Below are 20643 nucleotides of genomic sequence, written 5' to 3' on the forward strand. Positions count from 1 at the left end.
CGTTGAAGAAGGCGCCCCCGAGCCGTCACCGGCTCGGGGGCGCCCTTTCGTGTCGTACGACGACGGCCGACCGCGACCGCCTTCGACCACGCTCCTGCGGCTACGAGTGCGTGCGCAGCAGCGTCCGCATCGTCCGCATGGCCACCGACAGGTTGGCCAGGTCGAAGGAGTCCGAGCCGCGGATCTCCTCCAGCGTGGCCCGGGCCCGGCCCAGGATGGCGGCGTTCTTCTGCTCCCAGGTCTGGTAGCGCTGCTCGGGCGTGGCCGTGCCGTCGCCCGCGGCGAGCACGTCGGCGGTGAGCATCGCGTGGGCCGCGAACAGGTCCTCGCGGATGGAGGCACGGGCCATCGACTGCCAGCGGTCGTCACGCGGAAGCTCGATGATCCGGTCCATCAGCTGGGAGACCCCGAGACGGTCGGCGAGGTCGTAGTAGACCTCGGCGACGTCCAGCGGCTCCTTGCCCATGCGGTCGGCCACCGAGACGATGTCCAGCGCCGGGAAGGCCGAGGAGAAACCGGCCACCCGCGTCGCCAGCTCGTCCGGGACACCGGCCGCGGACAGCTCGTCGTACACGTGCTGGTACCACTCCAGGTCCGCCCCGCGCAGCAGCTTGGGCATCTGCTGCCAGACCTGTTCGACCCGCTCGGAGAAGAAGTCGACGTTCTCCAGCAGCTGCAGCGGCTGCGGCCGGTTGTTGAGCAGCCAGCGGGTGCCGCGCTCCACCAGACGGCGGGAGTGCAGCCGGATCCGGGTCTGGACGGCCGCGTCGACCTTGTTGTCCAGCTCCTCGACGGCGTCCCAGACCGGGGCGGAGCGGAAGATCGCACGCGCTGCGGTCTGCGCCCGGACGATCTCCTCCAGGGAGGCCCCGGTCTCCTCGCGCAGCCGGTGCAGATAGGTCGTACCGCCGGTGTTGACCGTGTCGTTGACCAGGACCGTGGTCGTGATCTCGCGGCGCAGCGGGTGGGTGGCGAGGGCGGCGGCGAACCGGTCGCGCAGGGCCGTCGGGAAGTAGGCGTGCAGCAGGCCGCTCAGGTACGGGTCGTCCGGCAGCGTGGTCGCCAGCAGCTCGTCGGCGACCGTGATCTTCGTGTACGCCAGCAGGACGGCCGTCTCCGGGCTGGTCAGGCCATGCCCGGAGCCGAGCCGCTCGCGGATCTGGCGGTCGGTGGGCAGGAACTCCAGCGCCCGGTCGAGGTGGCCCTCCCTGACCAGGTGGCGGATGAACCGCTGCTGGGCGTGGATCATGTTCTTGGACTGCGCCAGCGCGTTGGCGATCGCCACGTTCTGGGCGTAGTTGTTGCGCAGCACCAGGGCGCCGACCTCGTCGGTCATCTCGGCGAGCAGCTTGTTGCGCTGCTTGACCGTCATGTCGCCGTCCGCGACCACGCTGTTGAGCAGGATCTTGATGTTCACCTCGTGGTCGGAGGTGTCCACGCCGGCGCTGTTGTCGATGGCATCGGTGTTGATCTTGCCGCCCTGCCGGGCGAACTCGATCCGGCCGAGCTGGGTCAGGCCCAGGTTGCCGCCCTCGCCGACGACCTTGACGCGCAGGTCGGCGCCGTCGACGCGGATGGCGTCGTTGGCCTTGTCGCCGACGTCCGCGTTCGACTCGGTCGACGCCTTGACGTAGGTGCCGATGCCGCCGTTCCACAGCAGGTCGACCTGCGCCTTGAGGATCGCCTTCATCAGCTCGGCCGGGGTCAGCTTGGCGACCTTCTCCTCGATGCCGAGGGCCTCGCGGATATGAGCGTTGACCTGGATCGCCTTGGCGCTGCGCGGGAAGATCCCGCCGCCCGCCGAGAGCAGTTCGGTGTTGTAGTCGCCCCAGCTGGAGCGGGGCAGTTCGAACAGGCGGCGGCGCTCCGCGTAGCCGGTGGCCGCGTCCGGGGTGGGGTCGATGAAGATGTGCCGGTGATCGAAGGCGGCGACCAGGCGGATGTGCTCGCTGAGCAGCATGCCGTTGCCGAACACGTCGCCGGACATGTCACCGATGCCGACGACGGTGAAGTCCTCGGTCTGCGTGTCGACGCCCAGCTCCCGGAAGTGCCGCTTCACGGACTCCCAGGCACCGCGCGCGGTGATGCCCATGCCCTTGTGGTCGTAGCCCGCGGAGCCTCCGGAGGCGAAGGCGTCGCCGAGCCAGAAGTTGTAGCTGCCGGCGACCTCGTTGGCGATGTCGGAGAACGTCGCCGTGCCCTTGTCGGCCGCGACCACCAGGTAGGTGTCGTCCTCGTCGTGCCGGACCACGTCCTGCGGGGCCACGACCTCGCCGGCCACCATGTTGTCGGTGATGTCGAGCAGCGCCGAGATGAACGTCCTGTAGCTGGCGATGCCTTCCGCCAGCCACGCGTCCCGGTCCTTGGCCGGGTCCGGCAGCTGCTTGGCGACGAACCCGCCCTTGGCGCCGACCGGCACGATGACGGTGTTCTTGACCATCTGCGCCTTGACCAGGCCGAGGATCTCGGTCCGGAAGTCCTCACGCCGGTCGGACCAGCGCAGACCGCCGCGCGCGACCTTGCCGAAGCGCAGGTGCACGCCCTCGACCCGCGGCGAGTACACCCAGATCTCGAACGCCGGGCGCGGCGCCGGGAGGTCAGGGATGGCCTGCGGGTCGAACTTCATCGAGACGTAGGTGTGCGGGGCGCCCTCCACCGTCTCCTGGAAGAAGTTGGTGCGCAGTGTCGCCTTGATGACGGTCAGGAAGGAACGCAGGATGCGGTCCTCGTCGAGGCTCGCCACCTGGTCGAGGGCGGCGTCCAGCTCCTCGTGGAGGGCGTCGGTGAGTTCCAGGCCGGCCTTCTGCCGGTCCGGGGACATCCGCGCCTCGAAGAGGGAGACGAGCAGCCGGGTGGTGTGGACGTTGTGGCGGAGTGTCGTCTCCATGTAGTCCTGGCTGAACGTGGAACCGGCCTGCCGCAGGTACTTGGCGTACGCCCGCAGCACCATCGCCTGCCGCCAGCTCAGCCCGGCGCTCAGCACCAGCGCGTTGAAGCCGTCGTTCTCCGCGAGGCCGGTCCAGGTCGCCGCGAAGGCGTCCTGGAACCGCTCACGGCCGTCGTCACCCAGGTAGTCGCCGTTGCCGCCGCCGGCCGTCTTCGGCATCCGCATGCCGAAGTCGTAGATCCACGCGGTCGTCCGGTCCGCGCACCGCAGTTCGTACGGCCGCTCGTCGATCACCTCGACGCCCAGCCGGTTCAGGACCGGCAGCACCGCCGACAGGGAGATCGCCGCGCCCTTGCGGTAGATCTTGAAGCGGCGTTCGTCGGGGGCGGCGCCCACCGGCTCGTAGAGGCTGAGCGCGAAGTCGTTGCCCGCCTCCTCGGTGAGCCGCTCCAGGTGGACCAGGTCGGCGACCGCCGCGCGGGGGGTGTGGTCGGCCTTGTAGCCCTCGGGGAAGGAGTTGGTGTAGCGGCGCTGCAGCTCGGCCGCGCGCTCCTCGCCGCACTCGGCGTTGAGCGCCTCGGCGAAGCCGTCCGCCCAGGAACGGGCCGCCTCGACCAGGCGGGCCTCGATGCGGTCCTTGTCGGCGTCGGACAGCTCGGGCAGCTCGGTGCCCTGCGGGACGCGTACGACGAAGTGCAGCCGGGAGAGGATCGACTCGGTGTTCCAGGCCGTGAAGTCGACGTTGGTGCCGCCGAGCTCCTCCTTCAGGATGTCGATGATCCGCAGCCGGACACCGGTGGTGTAGCGGTCCCGGGGGAGGTAGACGATGGCCGAGTAGTAACGGCCGTACTCGTCCTGGCGCAGGTAGAGGCGGAGCCGCCGGCGTTCCTGGAGGTAGAGGACGCTCGTGACGATCGACTCCAGCTCGGGGACCGGGGTCTGGAACAGCTCGTCGCGCGGGAAGGTCTCCATGATCTGGAGCAGGTCACGGCCGTCGTGGCTGTTGGGCGAGAAGCCGGCCCGCTCCAGCACCGCGTCGACCTTGCGGCGGATGACGGGCACCCGGCGCACCGACTCGGTGTAGGCGGCGGACGAGAACAGCCCCAGGAAGCGGCGCTCACCGACGACGTTGCCGTCCGCGTCGAACTTCTTGACACCGATGTAGTCCAGGTACGACGGCCGGTGCACGGTCGCCCTGCTGTTCGCCTTGGTCAGGACGAGGAGCTTGTGCTCACGGGCCTTGGCGCGCGCGTCGGCCGGGAGCCGCTCGAAGGAGGGGCTGACCGGGTGGCCCTCCTCGCCGGCGTGCGGCGGGTCCGAGCGCAGGATGCCGAGCCCGGTGCCGGGCACGGCACCCAGCGAGTCGTCCTCGCGCAGCTGGTACTCGCGGAACCCGAGGAAGGTGAAGTGGTCGGCGGCCAGCCAGCGCAGCAGCTCGCGGGCCTCCTCGACCTCGGGACGGGGCAGGTCGCCGGGGACCGGTTCGGCGCCGAGGCCCTCGGCGATACGCACCGCCGCCTCCCGCATCTTCTCCCAGTCCTCGACGGCCTCGCGGACGTCGGACAGCACCCGCATCAGATCGGCGGTGATCTGCTTGAGGTCGGCGCGGTCGGTCTCGCGGTCGATCTCTACGTGGATCCAGGACTCGATGTGCGCGTCGTGCGGCAGTTCCTCGCCGACGGCCGGGGCCGGCAGCCTCTCGATCAGCTTGCCGGTCAGATCGCGGCGGACCACGAACTGAGGGTGGATGACGACATGGATGCCGCGCCCCTGCCGGGTCAGCTCATTGGTGACCGAGTCGACGAGGAAGGGCATGTCGTCGGTGACGACCTCCACCACGGAGTGGCTGCAGGTCCACCCGTTCTCCTCGACGGTCGGGGTGTGGACCCGGACGTTCGCGGTGCCTTGCGGACGGGTCTCGGCGAGACGGAAGTGCGAGACGGCTGCGCCGAAGACGTCGACCGGGTCGCGGTCGGCGAGGTCCTCGGGCGCGGTGTGCAGGTAGTAGCGCTGAAGGAACGTGAACACGGACTCCTTGTCCGCCGTCCCCGTCGTCCCAGTCGGTAGGTGCCCCCCTGCCGGGCTGTTCTCAGCTACCCGGGCGGCCCGTTCGAGCAGCTCGGCTTTGGCTTCGTCCAGCTTGGTCTGCATTGTCCTCTGGCTCCTGTCGCGCGCCATTGCGTGACGTAGAAGGAAGTACGGGCTCTTCCCCCTGCGGCTCGACGCCACGGCCGGGGTCTCCGGTCTGCTCCGACGCTATGCCGCAGGGTGAGACGAGCGGGGGGGATTCGGCCATTCTCGACATGCCCCGAGGGTGTGACGTGCCTCTCGGCTCCGCCGTCACCAGGGCTGTTTCGGGTGCCCTCCGCCCGCGAAGACCAGCGACCGCCGCCCGGTCACGGAGGTGTTCCGTGCTCACCGGGCGCAGGGCAGGGGCTTCGATGCCCCCGCGAACTATCGCGCTGATCACGCCACCAAGGCTATCGCCCCTCACCCGGGGGTCGTCATGAGCCGTATGTGTACAAAACAGGGGGTCGAACTTTGACGTTCTGCACAGCGCGCCGTACCGGGGCGGCATCCTTCCGGTGCCGGGAAGCGAGACCGCCCCTGTACTTCGCGCCGGTCAGGCCACCAGCCGCTGCGCCTCCTGGACCGCCTCCGCCAGTGAGTCCACGACCGGTACCCCGACCTCCTCCAGGCTCGCCCTGCCGTGCGACCCGCCGGTGTACAGCACCGCCTTCGCGCCCACGGCATGCGCGGCCACCGCGTCGTCCGCCGCGTCCCCGATCACCACGGTCCGCCCGGGCTGCACCTGTCCCAACGACCGCAGATGCCGCACCATGTGCTCGGCCTTGCTGCCCCCGGACGGCCCGACCCGCCCCTCGACCCGTATGAAGTGCGGCTCGATCCCGAACCCCCGCACCAACGGCACGAGCTCGTCATGCACGTACATGCTCAGCAGGGACTGGCTCCCGCCGGCCGAACGCCACCCGGCCAGCAGCTCGGCCGCCCCGTCGGTCAGCCCGCACAGGGTCCGGTGCTCGGCGTAGTACCGGTGGAAGATCTCGTCCATGACCTCCCACTCGGCCCCGGTCGGCAGCCGCCCCATCAGCCGCTCGTAGAACTTCGGCACCGGCACGCAGTACAGCGCCCGGTACTGCTCCAGCGTGATCGGCGCCAGGCCCAGCTCGGCCGATGCCGCGTTCGTCGCCCCGATGATCGCGTCGTTGTCGTGGAACAGTGTTCCGTTCCAGTCCCAGACGATGTGCGCGTTTCCGTGCTTCCCCATGCCGAAAACGCTACCCGCCGCGACTGACAATCAAGACATGCGGCACGTCATCGCAGGTCACAGCTGTTCGACTGAACCCTGTCGGCCCCGCCGGGCCCCGGTCAGCCGCCGTGCCCCACCAGGTTCGGGATCTCCTGCGTGGCGTACCAGAGCAGTTCGTGGTCCTCGGCCCCGTCCACGACGAACTGCGCGTCGTCGTCCCCGCCGTCCGCCGCCGCGAGCGCCCCGGCCGCCGCCGCCACGTCCTCCTCCGCGTCGTCGGAGTCGACGTGCACCGCGGCCGCCTTGGCCAGCGCCACCGTCCCGGCCACCCGCACCTCGCCCAGTGCCGCCGGGTCGAGTCCGCGGTCGGGGTCGGCCGCCGCCGTGCCGTCGGGGACGTCCACGGCGACCACGACCCGGCGCCGCAGCGCTCCCGGGTCCGCCGCGAGCAGCCGCAGGGAGGCGAGCGCGGCCCGGTTCAGCGCGGCGTACTCCAGTTCCTCCAGGTCGTCGGAGAGGTACCACTCGCGCAGCGCGGGCGTGACGGCGTAGGCGACGAACGGACCGGTCCTCAGCTCCCCCGTCTTGTGCGCCTCGGCGAGCCCGGGGAGGGTCAGGGGGACGTAGACGCGCATGGCTGGCCGCTCTCTTCCGGACTCTTCGACACTGCGGCTCCCGAAGGCCGCGGGGCCTCCCGGAGGGCCTTAAGGATACGTGCGGGCGTCCCCTATCGGGTCCCGGTCGCTGCCGCCGGGGCCGTCCACCCCGCGCCCCGCGATTCACCCGGTACCGCCGCCCGCCCAAAGGGCTTACCCCGCCCCTGATCACTCGGATAGGTGAACTCTCCGGGACTCCGGCACGGACCGTCACCGCCTTGCCGCCGCCGCCCCGGCCCCCGTACAAGATCCCCGACCGCAAGTTACCGCCCGGTACCCATCGGGCCCGCCGAACGGGGATCCCCCATGAACAAGGTCATGACCAGGACCGCCCAGCTCCGCCCGGGCACCCGCCCGCCGGGCCGCCGCGACTCCCGCCGCCCGGGGGCGTCCTCCCGCAGGCCGCTGACGCCTCCGGCGGCCCCGCCGAGCCCTCGCCCCACCGACCTGTTCGCAGAGCGTCTGCTGGCGGTCCTCAGCGGCCGCCGCCCCGTCCACTGGATGCTCCGGCACACGGCGGGCCCCGCCTACGACGACCTGGCCCGCCTCGCCGAGCGCGGCCCCCTGCGCACCCGCGGCACCGACCCCGTCGTCCACGACATCGGCTACTACGTCCCCCGCGCCGGCGCCCTGGAGGTGTTCGCCCGCATCTCCGCGGGCAGCCAGCTGCGCGCCATGGCCTTCCGTCTGGAACAGAGCCAGGACCTGCGCTGGCGCTGCACAGCGATCGAACTGGGCGGTCCCCGCGCACCCCGCGGCGACTAGCCCGGGGGCCACCCGCCCGGAAACCGGGGCGGCGCGGGAAGGCCCGGTTTCGTGAGGGGTCGCCTCCGCGCGCCGGGCCTGGGACGGCACGGGCCCCACGGGTCACAGACCGAAGGGCCGGCCCCCTGTGGGGTGGCCGGCCCTGATCGGTGCGGTCGCTGCCGTCACTTCCGGCGGCGGCGGCTGCCCTTCGCCTGCTTGCGGCGCTCGGCACGGGTGAGACCGTCCGCCTCGGAGCGGGCCGGCTCGTCGTCGTAGTCGAAGTCGCCCTCGACGATGCCGCCCTCGCCGTCCACCGTGGCCGCGGAGAAGTGCATGCCCCGCCGCTGCGGCGCCTCCAGGCCCTTCGCGCGGATCTCGGGACGCGAGCCCGCCTGGGCCGGCACCGCGTCCTGGACCCCCTCCGTGACCACCTGGGCGTCCTCGACCGGGACCTCCTCGACCTGCTGCTCGACCTGGACCTCCAGGTTGAACAGGTAGCCGACGGACTCCTCCTTGATGCCGTCCATCATCGCGGTGAACATGTCGAAGCCCTCGCGCTGGTACTCCACCAGGGGGTCCTTCTGGGCCATCGCGCGCAGGCCGATGCCCTCCTGGAGGTAGTCCATCTCGTAGAGGTGCTCGCGCCACTTGCGGTCGAGGACCGAGAGCACGACCCGGCGCTCCAGCTCGCGCATGATCTCGGAGCCGAGCTGCGCCTCACGCGACGCGTACTGCTCGTGGATGTCGTCCTTGATGGACTCGGAGATGTACTCGGCGGTCAGACCGGCCCGGTCGCCGGCCGCCTCCTCCAGCTCCTCGATGGTCACCTTGACCGGGTAGAGCTGCTTGAAGGCGCCCCACAGACGGTCGAGGTCCCAGTCCTCCGGGAAGCCCTCCGCGGTCTCCGCACCGACGTACGCGTCGATCGTGTCGTCCATGAAGTGCTGGATCTGCTCCTGCAGGTCCTCGCCCTCCAGGACGCGGCGGCGCTCGCCGTAGATGACCTCACGCTGGCGGTTGAGCACCTCGTCGTACTTCAGGACGTTCTTGCGCGTCTCGAAGTTCTGCTGCTCGACCTGCGACTGTGCGGACGCGATCGCGCGGGTGACCATCTTGTTCTCGATCGGCACGTCGTCCGGCACGTTGGCCATGGACATCACGCGCTCGACCATCTGGGCCTTGAACAGGCGCATCAGGTCGTCGCCGAGAGAGAGGTAGAAGCGGGACTCACCGGGGTCGCCCTGACGGCCGGAACGACCGCGCAGCTGGTTGTCGATCCGGCGCGACTCGTGCCGCTCGGTACCCAGGACGTAGAGGCCACCGAGGTCCTTGACCTCTTCGAACTCGGCCTTGACCGCGCGCTCGGCCTTCTCCAGGGCGGCGGGCAGGGCCTGCGCCCACTCCTCGATGTGCTCCTCGGGGTCGAGGCCGCGCTGGCGCAGCTCCGCCTCGGCGAGGTCGTCCGGGTTACCGCCGAGCTTGATGTCGGTACCACGGCCGGCCATGTTGGTGGCCACCGTCACGGCGCCCCTGCGGCCGGCCTGAGCGACGATCGACGCCTCACGCTCGTGCTGCTTGGCGTTGAGCACCTCGTGCTGGATGCCGCGCTTGGAGAGCTGCTGCGAGAGGTACTCGGACTTCTCGACGGAGGTCGTGCCGACGAGGATCGGCTGGCCCTTCTCGTGCTTCTCCGCGATGTCGTCGACGACCGCCTCGAACTTGGCGACCTCGGTGCGGTAGATCAGGTCCGACTGGTCCTTGCGGACCATCGGCCTGTTCGTCGGGATCGGGACCACGCCGAGCTTGTAGATCTGGTGGAACTCCGCGGCCTCGGTCATGGCCGTACCGGTCATGCCGGACAGGCCGGGCTGTTCCTTGCCGCTGTGGTCGTGGCGCTTGTAGAGGCGGAAGAAGTTCTGCAGGGTGATCGTGGCGAGGGTCTGGTTCTCGTCCTTGATGTCCACCCCTTCCTTCGCCTCGATCGCCTGGTGCATGCCCTCGTTGTAGCGGCGGCCGGCGAGGATACGGCCGGTGTGCTCGTCGACGATCATGACTTCGCCGTCCATGACGACGTAGTCCTTGTCCTTCTTGAAGAGCTCCTTCGCCTTGATGGCGTTGTTCAGGTAGCCCACCAGAGGGGTGTTCACCGACTCGTAGAGGTTGTCGATGCCCAGCCAGTCCTCGACCTTGGAGACGCCGGACTCGTGGATGGCGACCGTGCGCTTCTTCTCGTCGACCTCGTAGTCGCCGGTCTCCTCGACGCCCTTGAGCGGGTTGCCGGCCTCACCCTTCTTCAGGCGCAGGACCAGCTTGGCGAAGTCGCCGTACCACTTGGTGGCCTGGTCGGCCGGGCCGGAGATGATCAGCGGCGTACGGGCCTCGTCGACCAGGATGGAGTCGACCTCGTCGACGATGGCGAAGTTGTGGCCGCGCTGGACGAGCTCGTCCTGGGACCAGGCCATGTTGTCGCGCAGGTAGTCGAAGCCGAACTCGTTGTTCGTGCCGTACGTGATGTCCGCCGCGTACTGCTCGCGGCGCTGGGCCGGCGACATGTTGGCGAGGATGCAGCCGACGTTCAGGCCCAGGAACTTGTGGACGCGGCCCATCATCTCGGAGTCGCGCTCGGCCAGGTAGTCGTTGACCGTGATGAGGTGGACGCCCTTGCCCGACAGCGCGTTCAGGTACGCGGGCAGGGTGCCGACGAGGGTCTTGCCCTCACCGGTCTTCATCTCGGCCACGTAGCCGAGGTGCAGGGCGGCGCCACCCATGATCTGCACGTCGTAGTGACGCTGACCGAGGGCGCGCTTGGCGGCCTCGCGGACGGTGGCGAACGCCTCGGGGAGCAGGTCGTCGAGGCTCTCTCCGTCGGCGTAACGCTGCTTGTACTCATCGGTGAGGGCCCGCAGCTCGGCGTCGGAGAGGTCGACGAAGTCCTCTTCGATGGAGTTGACCTGGTCCGCGATGCGGTGCAGCTTGCGCAGGATCTTGCCTTCGCCTGCACGCATGATCTTCGAGAGGACGGACACGGGGGTTTGTCTCCTTGCCGGTCGGGCCTGGGACGGTCGGTTTCGATTGGACGTACTGAGCAACGGCCATCGTATGCGAGGACCCGGCCGCGCCGGGAGGCCTGGCGGCCCGACGGCCGTCCGCCGCTTTTCAGAGGACTCCGCGAGCCCCCTTCGTGTGACTTCTCCGGGTGGGCATTCGGTTGTACTGGCTGGTGTCGCCGAGTCTGATTCCGCTTCTTCGCCGCTTCATCAGGGGACAACGGCCGGAGCGTATGGATAGTGCCGCATCAGCCGAGGAATTGCGCGAACCGTGATCACCCGGCCACGAGCCGTGAAAGGTATGGCGTGCCGGGCGCCGGGCCGAGCAGAATCGGCCGATGGAACCCGTCACGCTCTCCACCGCCCGTCTGCTGCTGCGGACGGTAGGTCCTCAGGACACCGAAGCGGTGTACACGGCCGTGCAGGACCCGGACATCCAGCGCTGGACCACGATTCCCTCGCCCTACCTGCCGGAACACGCCCGGAGTTTCACGGAGCAGCTGGTCCCCGACGGCTGGTCCGAGGGTTCGATGTTCACCTTCGGCGTCTTCCTGCCGACGGGTGAGCTGGCCGGGATGCTCGCCCTGACCATGCGCTCCCTGGGGACGGCCGAGGTGGGTTTCTGGGCCGCCAAGGAGTACCGCCGCCGCGGCTACGTCACCGAGGCCACCCTCACGGCCGCCCGCTGGGGTTTCACCCGGTTGGCGATGGACCGCGTGGAGTGGCGTGCCGAGGTCGGCAACCACGGATCCCGCGCGGTCGCGGAACGCGCCGGGTTCACCATCGAGGGCACCCTTCGCTCCGCCCTCAACAACAAGGGTGTGCGACGCGACTGCTGGGTGGGTTCCCTGCTGCCGTCGGACCTGGGCCTGCCCTCGGCCGCGCCCTATCTGCCGGCCCCTTCCCAGGGATGAGACCGCAGGTCGCACCGGACTGTCAGTGCCACCCTCTATCGTCCGAGCCATGACGACCCTCCCGCGCCCCACCGCCGCCCTCTCGGCAGACGAAGCCCGCCGTATCGCCCTGAGGGCACAGGGTTTCCTCGGCGCCCCCGACCGCCGCTCGGGCGTCCGGGGCGTGCTCCGCCACCTCGGCGCGGTCCAGCTCGACACCATCTCGGTCCTCGCCCGCTCCCACGAGCTCATCCCGTACGCCCGTCTCGGCGCCGTCGGCCGCAAGACGGTCGATGCCGCCTACTGGACCGACACGCACGCGTTCGAGTACTGGTCGCACGCGGCCTGCATCCTGCCCGTCGAGGAGTGGCCGCACTTCGCCTTCCGCCGCCGCGCCTACCGCGACCGCCCGCACTGGGGCCACGAGCTACCCGAGGGCGCCTACGACCAGGTCATCAAGCAGCTGCGCACCGAAGGCCCGCTGACCGCCACGGAGTTGGGCGGCGCGAAGAAGACCAGTGAGTGGTGGGACTGGTCCGGCACCAAGGTCGCGGTGGAGCGTGCGCTGATGTACGGCGAGGTGGTGTGCGTCCAGCGGCGCGGCTGGAAGCGGGTGTACGACCTCGCCGAGCGCGCGGTCCCGGGCACGTTGCTGCACGACGATATGGACGACACCGAGTGCCTGCGCCGCCTGGTCCGCCTGGCCGGGCAGTCACTGGGCGTCGGGACGCGCGCGGACATCGCCGACTACCACCGGCTCAAGGGCGAGCAGGTCGACGCGGTGATCGCCGACTCGGGCCTGGTCCCGGTCGACGTCGAGGGCTGGTCCAAGCCCGCCTGGGCGGACCCGTCGGCCCTGGCCACGCCGCCGCGCGGACGGCACCGTACGACCCTGCTCTCCCCCTTCGACTCCCTGATCTGGGACCGGGCACGCACGGAGCGGATCTTCGGCTTCACCCATCGCCTGGAGGCGTACGTTCCGAAGCCGAAGCGGGTGTACGGCTACTACGCGATGCCGGTGCTGGCCGGCGGCCGCCTGGTGGGCCGGGTCGATCCGGCGCGCGAGACGGGCGGCGTCCTGGTGGCACGCCAGGTCACGCTGGACGGCCCGAAGGCCCTTCCGGCGGTGGCCGAGGCCCTCGTCGAGGCGGCGAGCTGGGTGAACTGCACGACGGTACGGGTGGAGCGCGTGGACGCTCCGGAACTGCGTGAGCCGCTCGTCCGGGAGGTCACCCGCGCGCTGACGGCCGCGCTGCGCTGACCGGCGTCGCCCGGCTCAGCGGATCTCCAGGATCTTCTCCCGCATCGCGTAGACCACCGCCTCCATCCTGGAGTGCAGCTGCAGCTTCTCCAGGATGTTGCGCACGTGGTTCTTCACGGTGTTCTCGGAGATGAACAACTCCTTCGCGATATCGCGGTTGTTCATGCCCGTGGCGACGAGTTTGAGCACTTCGAGTTCACGGTCGGTCAGCCGGGGCGCCGGCACCAGCCGGCGCTCGTCGGTGCGCTGGATCATCGACTTGAACTCGGTGAGGAGTTTCGACGCCATGGACGGGCTGATCTGGGACTGCCCGTCGGCCACCGCGCGAATGGCGGTGGCCACCTCGTCCGTCGAGATCTCCTTGAGGAGGTAGCCGGTCGCACCCGCCTTGATCGCTTCGTAGAGATCGGCCTCTTCGTCGCTGATCGTCAGCATGATGATCTTGGCGCTGGGCGCGACCTCCTTGATGGAGGTGCAGGCCTCGATACCACCGCGCTTGGGCATCCGGACGTCCATGAGCACGATGTCCGGGAGCAGGTCGGCGGCTTTGTCGACGGCCTCGGCCCCGTCGCCCGCCTCTCCGACGACCTGGATGTCCTCCTCGGCGGCGAGCACGATCTCCAGACCGCGGCGGAAGAGGGCGTGGTCGTCCACGACAAGGACTCTGATCGGCTCCTTGCGCGAAGCGCCCCCCGCGTCCGGGCTCAGGACGACGCCGCCGTCGGCATCATCCTGCAACGGTCCGAAGCTGTCCGCCATCGTTCCTCCCCCTGAAGGCTGTGGCCTGTGGTGCTGTGCCATCGCCAACCCAAGGCAGCGGCCCACCGGTTGGACCGTTGCGGCCATGATTCCATGCCCAGGCGACAACGCGGAGACAGAGCGGGGCGCGAAGTGGTCGCACACCGGTGCCCCCGGGGGCGCACACACGCTTCCAGGGGCACAGGCTCGGTTACCGGGCGGGCGGGTCAGCCGCCCAGTGTGCCGCCCGCCGCCGGGGGTTGCGCCTGGGCGACCATCGGGTCGGTGCTGAGGTGGATGACGCCGTAGTCGTAAGCGTGCCGCCGGTAGACGACGCTCGGCTCCTTCGTCTCGGAGTCGACGAACAGGTAGAAGTCGTGTCCGACCAGTTCCATCTCGTACAGGGCCTGGTCGAGGCTCATCGGGGAGGCGACGTGGGTCTTCTCGCGGACGATGAGGGGCCCTTCGCCCTTCACCTCCAGCGAACCCATCTTCTTGGTGGGCACACCGTCGGGCTCTTCCGCCGGAACGGGGTTGCCGTTCCCGTTGAGCGTCGCCGCGTCCGGGACATGGTCGGCGACCTCGGCGGCCGGGATCCGCTGTGCGCCACGACGCGAGAAGCGCTTGTCGTGCTGCTTGCGCAGCCGCGCGTCCAGCTTCTCCGCCGCCAGGTCGAGTGCCGCGTACGGGTCGCTGGCCGCTGCCTCCGCCCGGATCACCGGACCGCGGGAGCGGAGCGTGATCTCCACTCGGTCGCAACGGTCGGCCTGTCGGGGGTTGGGCTCCTTGGACACCTCGACGTCCAGGCTGATCACCTTGCCGTCGAGCTTCTGGATCTTCTCCAGCTTCAGCTTCTCGGCCACGTGCTTGCGGAACCGCTCGGGCACCTCGGTCTTGCGGCCCTTGACGACGATGTCCACGCAGAACTCCGTTCCCGGAGCGCTCCGCTCCACTGGCGGAGCATCTCCCTTTTTGCACCCGGCTCCGGTGATCCCCGGAGCCTCGGACTCGGCGACTTCACCTCCTCCTCCCCCCATGGGCAAGATCTGCACCCCAGCACCGCGATGATTGCGGAAAACGCGCGGCACGGCATTCGGATACGGGAGGCACGGCCTGCGGCTTTCTCCCTCACAACCGAACATATCTCGCCCGGACGGATGTCGTCACCCTCTACTGATGCGTACCTCCATTCAGGTGAATTGACCCGGTCACTACCTGCAACGATGAGCGTTAGCAGTCAGTTCCGGTTCATTTCGAAAGAATCCGGTGCGGCCGCGACCACAGCCGCGCGGATCGGCCACGTGAGGGCGTTCCCCTCGGCCATTCCCGGTGCGTGCCGCGTCCACTTCGCTCGTTCTTCCCTCAGTCCGGCGATCCGTTCCTCACTTCCTTCCCAAGCCGCGCGCCGATACACAGCCGTTGTCTCTTCTCCTGCCCCTTCGGACCCCGTCACCTCCCGTACCGCACGCGCCGCCTCCGTGAGGGTGGCGCCGGTCGTGACGAGGTCGTCCACGAGGACGACACGGCCGCCCCCGAGCAGCCGGGCGGCGCCGGCCGGCACCTCCAGCGCGCCGTCGAGGTTCGCCAGCCGCTGCCGGGAGTTGAGGTCCGCCTGATCGGCCACGGCCCGCCGCTGCCGCAGCACCGGGACGACCCGCACCGAGGTCCCTCCACGCCGCAGCTCCGCGGCCGCCGCGAGGGCGATCCTGCGCACCGGATCGTGTCCCCGCGCCCGCACGGCCCACGGCGCGGAGGGCACCGGCACGAGAAGCACGGGCCTGCCGCCCCGGGCACCGCCGCCCCCGTCACCGACCCCGGCCGTCAGGACCCCCGGCTCGCCTCCGGCGCCGCCGGCCGCGCTCTGCGAGCGGCCCGTCGGGCCGTCGGCCCAGGACGACACGATCCTGACGGTCCGGCCCGTCCGGCTCTCCCGGAGCCCGGCCCGCACCGCTCCCGCAAGAGCCGCACCGAGGGCCCCGGCGAGCGCCAGCGCGCCCCGTTCCTTGTGGGCGAGGAGAGCCGCCCGTACCTCGTCCGCGTAAGGCGCCGCCGCGTACACCGGCGGCAGCCCGAGCGGCTCCGGCACCGGTCGCACCCGGCGCGGTGCGGCCCCGCTCAGGGCGGCACGGCACTCGGCACAGAGCACCGTGCGAGGCGTCCCACAGCCTCCGCACTCGGCCGGGAGCACCAGGTCGGTGAGGTCCTGCCACCACCCCCGCATGTGCCCACTGTGCCCACGCCCGGCCGTACCGGCCACCCCTGTGGACGACTGCCTGTGGACAACTCCGCGCGCCACGCACAACGCGTCGCCGCGACGGGTCACCACGACGGGGTCAACACGACGGGGTCACCGCAACGCGTCCAGCACGGTCAGGACGACGGTGGCGGACCCGGAAACGGCCGCCCCGCCGGCTCCACGCCGGGCCGGGACGGCCGCTCCCGCACCGGCTGCGGGCTCAGCCCGGATAGACCGGTGCCGAACCGTCCTTGACCACCTTCTGCCACTGCGCCCCCGACGGCAGCCGGACGATCCCGTCGTCCTGCGAGCGGGCCACCAGCGGCACCCGGTCGTCCTCGGACGCGGCGATCGCCAGGACACCCGTGAGAGCCGCGGGCGCCGGCCCGTCCGGCGTGGAGCCGTCGACCTGGACGTACCGCGTCTGCTGCACTCCGCCCTGCTCACGCCCGACCACCACGAGCTGACTGTCCCCGGCCCAGGACATCGCGGTGACCTCCTCGGAGCCAGGGGTGGCGGAACGCAGTTCCAGGACCGAGACCTCCTGCTGATCATCGGACTTGGTGCGCTCGATCCGGCCCACGAGCAGCGACTGCTTGCCGTCCTTCTCCACGACGAGCGCGATCCGCACCCCGTCGGCGGCCACCCGCACGTCCTTGATGCGGCCGCTCAGCTCGGGTACCTGCACCGCCGTCGGCTGACCGACGCCCTGCGCCAGCATGTACAGCTGCGGCTTGGCGGGATCCCGGTCGGCCACCCACAGGTCGCCCCGGGCGTCCCAGCTCGGCGCCGTCAGCCGGTCGTCCTCGGTCGCTCCGTGGCTGGTCAGCACCGCGTCGCCGAGCGAACCGTCCGACGCGAGCGAGGTCACGTACAGCGACTTGCCGTCGCTGGTGACCCCGGCCGCGTTCCGCTCGTCACGGGCGACCGCCACCGACCGCAGGGACTTGGTGCCCGCCCCGAACGGGCCCGGCACGGCGACCGCACTGGTGCCGGTACCGCCGGTCGTCATCCGCACCAGCCGGTGCTTGCTGTCGAGGAAGTACAGGTAGTCGGGCCGCTTGGCGGACGGCCGCCAGGCGGTGGCCTCGGCCTGGTCCTCTGTGACGTCGCACATCCGGCCACCGCTCACGGACTGCAGAGCGACCGAGTCCACGGTGGGCGTCAGGTTCCGCAGGGTGAACAGCAACTGGGTCGCCATCTCGGTGCACTTGGCCGAACCGACCCGGGACGCCTTGACGTTCAGCGGCACGGTGACCTGGTTCTGGTCGTCCGGAGTCAGCCCGGACACGCCCTTCTTGAGCGCCGTACCGGTCGGGAAACTCGACCGGACCACCGGGCCGAGCCAGGTGGTGGGGCCGTTGATCAGCGAACGCACCAGCTGGGTCGTCGGATCCACCCGGCTGCGGACGAAGACCGGGTCGGCGACCGCCACCGGCTGCCCGGTCTCCCCAGCCGACGTGCCCAAGGCAAAGTAGTACTTGTTGACGGACGTGTAGTTGCGCTGGAAGTCGGACTTGCCCATCACGACGCCCTGCGGCAGCGAGTCGATCCGCCACTGCCCGCTCTTGGCGTCCTTCGTCAGATGCACCGTCCGCTCGTACGTGCCGGCGGCGGGTGCGTACGCCTGCTGCGCGTCGACGGTGGCCACCCGGCTGCCCTGCAGCGAGTAGGTGATGCTGTCCGTGCCCTCCCGGCCCGCCGGCCGCGGGTCCGTCTGGATGCTCGGCCCGTTCGCCAGTACCGTCGCCTGCGACTCCGGCCGCCAGGTCTTCGCCGCGGCCGTGCTCAGATACTTGCGCGCCGTGTCGTAGCGAGGATCGTCGCTGGTCAGAGCTTCCAGGAAGCCCTGGACGATCTCGGTGGAGGAGGCGTCCTGCTGCGGCGGCATGGCGAACACCCGCACCTGCGTGTCCTGCCGTGGCGTGGACTCGACATCCCGCAGGTCGCCGCTGTCCGGCATGGAGGCACAGCCCGCCAGCAGTACGGCCCCGCAGGCGGCGTACGCCACCACGCGCGCCGGTCGGGGCCGCGCGCTCCCCTCGCGGTCAGCGACCACGAAATGCCTCCCCTGGCTTGTTCGACTCGTCCGGCCCGCCGACGCTCCCGTCGTCCGCCGGACCGGTCCCCGGCGTGCCCTCCTGGCGCCGTGCGCCCCCGTTGGGCCGGGGTACCACCCGTGCGCCGTTGCCGGGCAACGCGGTCGGGTCGGCGGTCGGGGCCACGCCGGCCATCCGCTGCGCCATGGGAGCGAGCGCCGCCCCCTGCCCGCCGCCGGCCTGCACCGGCACGGTCGCCCGCTTGCCCTCGCCGCCGCTCGGCAGACCTGCGTCGCTGAGCCCCCGGTTGCGCCGGGAGTCCTTGGGTTCCAGGGGTATCGGCGAGCCCCGCAGCGGCTCGTCAGCCGTCCTCGGCAGCGTCAGCCGGAACTGCGACCCACCGCCAGGCTCCCCCCACGCCTGCAGCCAGCCGCCGTGCAGCCGTGCGTCCTCCAGGGCGATCGACAGCCCCAGGCCGGTACCGCCGGTGGTACGCGCGCGTGCCGGGTCCGCGCGCCAGAAGCGGCTGAAGACCCGGGTCGCCTCGCCGGGCTTGAGCCCGACGCCGTAGTCGCGCACCGCGATCGCGACCGCTCCGCCGGCCGAGGCCAGCTTGACGACGACGTCCTTGCCCTCCCCGTGCTCCACGGCGTTGACGACCAGGTTGCGCAGCACCCGCTCCAGGCGCCGGGCGTCCGCCTCGGCGACCACGGGCTGCAGGTCGCCGAGCACGCGTATGTGGGTGCCCTTGCGCTCCGCGAGCGGCGCCGCGCCGCTGACCACCCGCCGTACGACCTCCCTGAGGTCTATCGGCTCGGCCTCCAGGGCCGCCGCGCCCGCGTCGAAGCGGCTGATCTCCAGCAGGTCGGCGAGGAGCGACTCGAACCGGTCCAGCTGGTCGGCGAGAAGCTCCGCGGACCGCGCGGTCACCGGGTCGAAGTCCTCCCGTGCCTCGTGGATGACGTCGGCCGCCATCCGCACGGTCGTCAACGGCGTGCGCAACTCGTGCGACACGTCCGACACGAACCGGCGCTGCATCCGCGACAGGTCCTCCAGCTGCTGGATCTTCAGCTGGAGGTTCTGCGCCATCTTGTTGAAGGCCTCGCCGAGGCGCGCGATGTCGTCCTCGCCGGTGACCTTCATCCGTTCCTGGAGCCGTCCGGCGGACAGCCGCTCGGCGATCCCGGCCGCCATCCGCACCGGCGTGACGACCTGCCGCACCACCAGCCAGGCGATGGCTCCGAGCAGGACGACGACGAAGAGCCCGGCGGTCGCGAGGGTGCCCTTGACCAGGCTGAGGGACTTCTCCTCCTGGGTGAGCGGGAAGAGGTAGTACAGCTCGTACGGGTCGCCGTTCGGGTCGTTGACCTGCTTGCCGATGACCAGGGCGGGCTGCGACTCCTTGTCGCTGTCCTTGTAGACGATCCGGGTGTAGCTCTGCGCGGCCGTCATGGTGCCGTTGATCCGCGCGCGCAGGCCGTCGGGCACGCTGGACGTCGGGTCGACCTGGCCGGAGGCGCGCGGACCGCGTCCACCGCCGCTGTTGTCGCCCGCGGGCAGCGTCACCACGTCGAAGGCGCCCTGGCCACCGCTGGAGAGGGACTCGACGAGGTCGCTCATCCACGGGGTGAGGTTCTGCGACTGCCGTCCGTCCGGTGACACGGCCGTGTCGCCGGTGCCGGTCGCGGCCTCGTCGGCCTTCTGCTTGGCCACCGCGAACCCGCCGGTGGCCTGGCTCTGCGAGGCCTTCACCTTGGCGTCCAGCAGGCCGTTGCGCACCTGCCCGATGACGACGAACCCGAGCAGCAGAACGACACCCAGCGACATCAGCAGGGTCGTGACGACGACCTTGAGCTGGATGTTGCGCCGCCACAGCCGCATGACCGGCAGCAGCGGCCGGCGCACCCAGCGCATGAAGAGCCGCAGCACCGGACTGCCCTGGACCCCGCCCTGCAGCAGCCCGCCCTCGAAGAGCAGCCGCCAGCGCGAACCGGGCCTCTTTCCGCCGACAGGCCGCTCCGGACGGTCCCCGGACCGGCCGGGGGCCGAAGCGGCACTGTCCCCGGACACGTCAGCTCGGTCCGGCCTTGTACCCGACACCGCGGACGGTCACCACGATCTCCGGCCGCTCCGGGTCCTTCTCGACCTTGGAGCGCAGCCGCTGGACGTGAACGTTGACCAGACGGGTGTCCGCCGCGTGCCGGTAGCCCCAGACCTGCTCCAGGAGCACCTCACGGGTGAACACCTGCCACGGCTTGCGGGCGAGCGCGACCAGCAGGTCGAACTCCAGCGGGGTCAGCGCGATGGACTGCCCGTCCCGCTTCACCGAGTGTCCGGCCACGTCGATGACCAGGTCACCTATGGCGAGCTGCTCCGGCGCCGGCTCCTCGGACCTCCGCAGCCTCGCCCGGATCCGGGCGACCAGCTCCTTCGGCTTGAACGGCTTCACGATGTAGTCGTCCGCGCCCGACTCCAGGCCCACGACCACATCGACGGTGTCACTCTTCGCCGTGAGCATCACGATCGGCACCCCGGACTCCGCCCTGATCAGACGGCACACCTCGATACCGTCCCGCCCGGGCAGCATCAGGTCCAGCAGCACCAGATCGGGCTTGGTCTCACGGAAAGCGGCCAGCGCCTTGTCGCCGTCGGCTACGAAAGACGGCTCAAAACCTTCACCACGCAACACGATGCCGAGCATCTCGGCCAGTGCGGTGTCGTCGTCGACGACAAGGACTCGTCCCTTCATAAACGACATCATCCCATTCTCATAACAGTGAAGGTTGCGCAGGTGACCAGGGTCACCGGCCTGTGACCTTAGCCGTACTGGAGCGTCACTGTCTGCCCCCGTCCGCCCGGGCTCCTCGC

The 20643-nt window shown here is 70.4% G+C and carries 13 protein-coding genes; 3 read left to right on the forward strand and 10 right to left on the reverse strand.

The genetic code is table 11. From position 1 onward, the window contains the following. Positions 1-100: 100 nt before the first annotated feature. The 3 genes from ACFXI4_RS07605 to ACFXI4_RS07615 form a co-directional block, all read right to left on the reverse strand. Positions 101-5038: an NAD-glutamate dehydrogenase gene (locus tag ACFXI4_RS07605; RefSeq protein ID WP_384988809.1), complete on the reverse strand. Its 4938-nt coding sequence runs from the start codon at positions 5036-5038 to the stop codon at positions 101-103. 472 nt (positions 5039-5510) lie between these two features. Then, positions 5511-6176 carry an HAD family hydrolase gene (locus tag ACFXI4_RS07610; protein WP_362716905.1) on the reverse strand — a complete coding sequence of 222 codons (666 nt, stop codon included), beginning with the start codon at positions 6174-6176 and terminating at the stop codon, positions 5511-5513. 101 nt (positions 6177-6277) lie between these two features. Next, entirely contained in the window at positions 6278-6793 is a 516-nt protein-coding gene (locus ACFXI4_RS07615; RefSeq protein WP_384988810.1) for a DUF6912 family protein, read from the reverse strand. A 327-nt stretch (positions 6794-7120) separates the two neighbouring features. On the opposite strand from ACFXI4_RS07615, the gene ACFXI4_RS07620 reads away from it, so the two are divergent. Next, positions 7121-7579, forward strand: coding sequence for an Rv3235 family protein (locus tag ACFXI4_RS07620; protein WP_384988811.1), 459 nt, complete (start codon positions 7121-7123; stop codon positions 7577-7579). A gap of 164 nt (positions 7580-7743) precedes the next feature. On the opposite strand, the gene secA is transcribed toward ACFXI4_RS07620, so the two are convergent. After that, entirely contained in the window at positions 7744-10587 is a 2844-nt protein-coding gene (gene secA / locus ACFXI4_RS07625; RefSeq protein ID WP_384988812.1) for a preprotein translocase subunit SecA, read from the reverse strand. Between the two features lie 359 nt (positions 10588-10946). On the opposite strand from secA, the gene ACFXI4_RS07630 reads away from it, so the two are divergent. Together ACFXI4_RS07630 and ACFXI4_RS07635 are read left to right on the forward strand one after the other, a co-directional pair. Next, positions 10947-11522: a GNAT family N-acetyltransferase gene (locus tag ACFXI4_RS07630; protein WP_362720737.1), complete on the forward strand. Its 576-nt coding sequence runs from the start codon at positions 10947-10949 to the stop codon at positions 11520-11522. 49 nt (positions 11523-11571) lie between these two features. After that, the gene (locus ACFXI4_RS07635; protein WP_384988813.1) at positions 11572-12762 is read left to right on the forward strand and encodes a winged helix-turn-helix domain-containing protein; all 1191 of its coding nucleotides are present in this window, start codon (positions 11572-11574) and stop codon (positions 12760-12762) included. A 15-nt stretch (positions 12763-12777) separates the two neighbouring features. On the opposite strand, the gene ACFXI4_RS07640 is transcribed toward ACFXI4_RS07635, so the two are convergent. The 6 genes from ACFXI4_RS07640 to mtrA form a co-directional block, all read right to left on the reverse strand. After that, positions 12778-13521: a response regulator transcription factor gene (locus ACFXI4_RS07640; protein ID WP_362720743.1), complete on the reverse strand. Its 744-nt coding sequence runs from the start codon at positions 13519-13521 to the stop codon at positions 12778-12780. A gap of 206 nt (positions 13522-13727) precedes the next feature. After that, complete coding sequence (gene hpf, locus ACFXI4_RS07645; RefSeq protein ID WP_362720746.1) at positions 13728-14420, reverse strand: ribosome hibernation-promoting factor, HPF/YfiA family; 693 nt, start codon at positions 14418-14420, stop codon at positions 13728-13730. A 317-nt stretch (positions 14421-14737) separates the two neighbouring features. Beyond that, on the reverse strand, positions 14738-15721 hold the full coding sequence (locus tag ACFXI4_RS07650) for a ComF family protein (RefSeq protein WP_384988814.1): 984 nt from the start codon (positions 15719-15721) through the stop codon (positions 14738-14740). A 235-nt stretch (positions 15722-15956) separates the two neighbouring features. Then, complete coding sequence (locus ACFXI4_RS07655; RefSeq protein ID WP_384988815.1) at positions 15957-17795, reverse strand: LpqB family beta-propeller domain-containing protein; 1839 nt, start codon at positions 17793-17795, stop codon at positions 15957-15959. Further along, positions 17785-19845 (reverse strand): MtrAB system histidine kinase MtrB, encoded by a 2061-nt coding sequence (mtrB, locus tag ACFXI4_RS07660; RefSeq protein ID WP_384988816.1) that lies wholly within the window; start codon positions 19843-19845, stop codon positions 17785-17787. Before mtrB ends, ACFXI4_RS07655 begins: the two co-directional genes overlap by 11 nt. A gap of 1 nt (position 19846) precedes the next feature. Next, a complete protein-coding gene (mtrA, locus tag ACFXI4_RS07665; RefSeq protein WP_015659998.1) occupies positions 19847-20536 on the reverse strand; it encodes a two-component system response regulator MtrA in 690 nt (229 codons plus the stop codon). Positions 20537-20643: the final 107 nt, after the last annotated feature.

Source organism: Streptomyces sp. NPDC059224, from assembly GCF_042754285.1.
GTDB lineage: Bacteria > Actinomycetota > Actinomycetes > Streptomycetales > Streptomycetaceae > Streptomyces.

What these genes read in the sequence shown, in the direction of transcription:
- ACFXI4_RS07650 (WP_384988814.1), bottom strand. Translation starts at nt 15,721, where the DNA reads ATGCGGGGGTGGTGGCAGGACCTCACCGACCTGGTGCTCCCGGCCGAG.
- ACFXI4_RS07610 (WP_362716905.1), bottom strand. Translation starts at nt 6,176, where the DNA reads ATGGGGAAGCACGGAAACGCGCACATCGTCTGGGACTGGAACGGAACA.
- ACFXI4_RS07605 (WP_384988809.1), bottom strand. Translation starts at nt 5,038, where the DNA reads ATGCAGACCAAGCTGGACGAAGCCAAAGCCGAGCTGCTCGAACGGGCC.
- ACFXI4_RS07635 (WP_384988813.1), top strand. Translation starts at nt 11,572, where the DNA reads ATGACGACCCTCCCGCGCCCCACCGCCGCCCTCTCGGCAGACGAAGCC.
- ACFXI4_RS07630 (WP_362720737.1), top strand. Translation starts at nt 10,947, where the DNA reads ATGGAACCCGTCACGCTCTCCACCGCCCGTCTGCTGCTGCGGACGGTA.
- mtrA (WP_015659998.1), bottom strand. Translation starts at nt 20,536, where the DNA reads ATGATGTCGTTTATGAAGGGACGAGTCCTTGTCGTCGACGACGACACC.
- ACFXI4_RS07640 (WP_362720743.1), bottom strand. Translation starts at nt 13,521, where the DNA reads ATGGCGGACAGCTTCGGACCGTTGCAGGATGATGCCGACGGCGGCGTC.
- ACFXI4_RS07620 (WP_384988811.1), top strand. Translation starts at nt 7,121, where the DNA reads ATGAACAAGGTCATGACCAGGACCGCCCAGCTCCGCCCGGGCACCCGC.
- ACFXI4_RS07615 (WP_384988810.1), bottom strand. Translation starts at nt 6,793, where the DNA reads ATGCGCGTCTACGTCCCCCTGACCCTCCCCGGGCTCGCCGAGGCGCAC.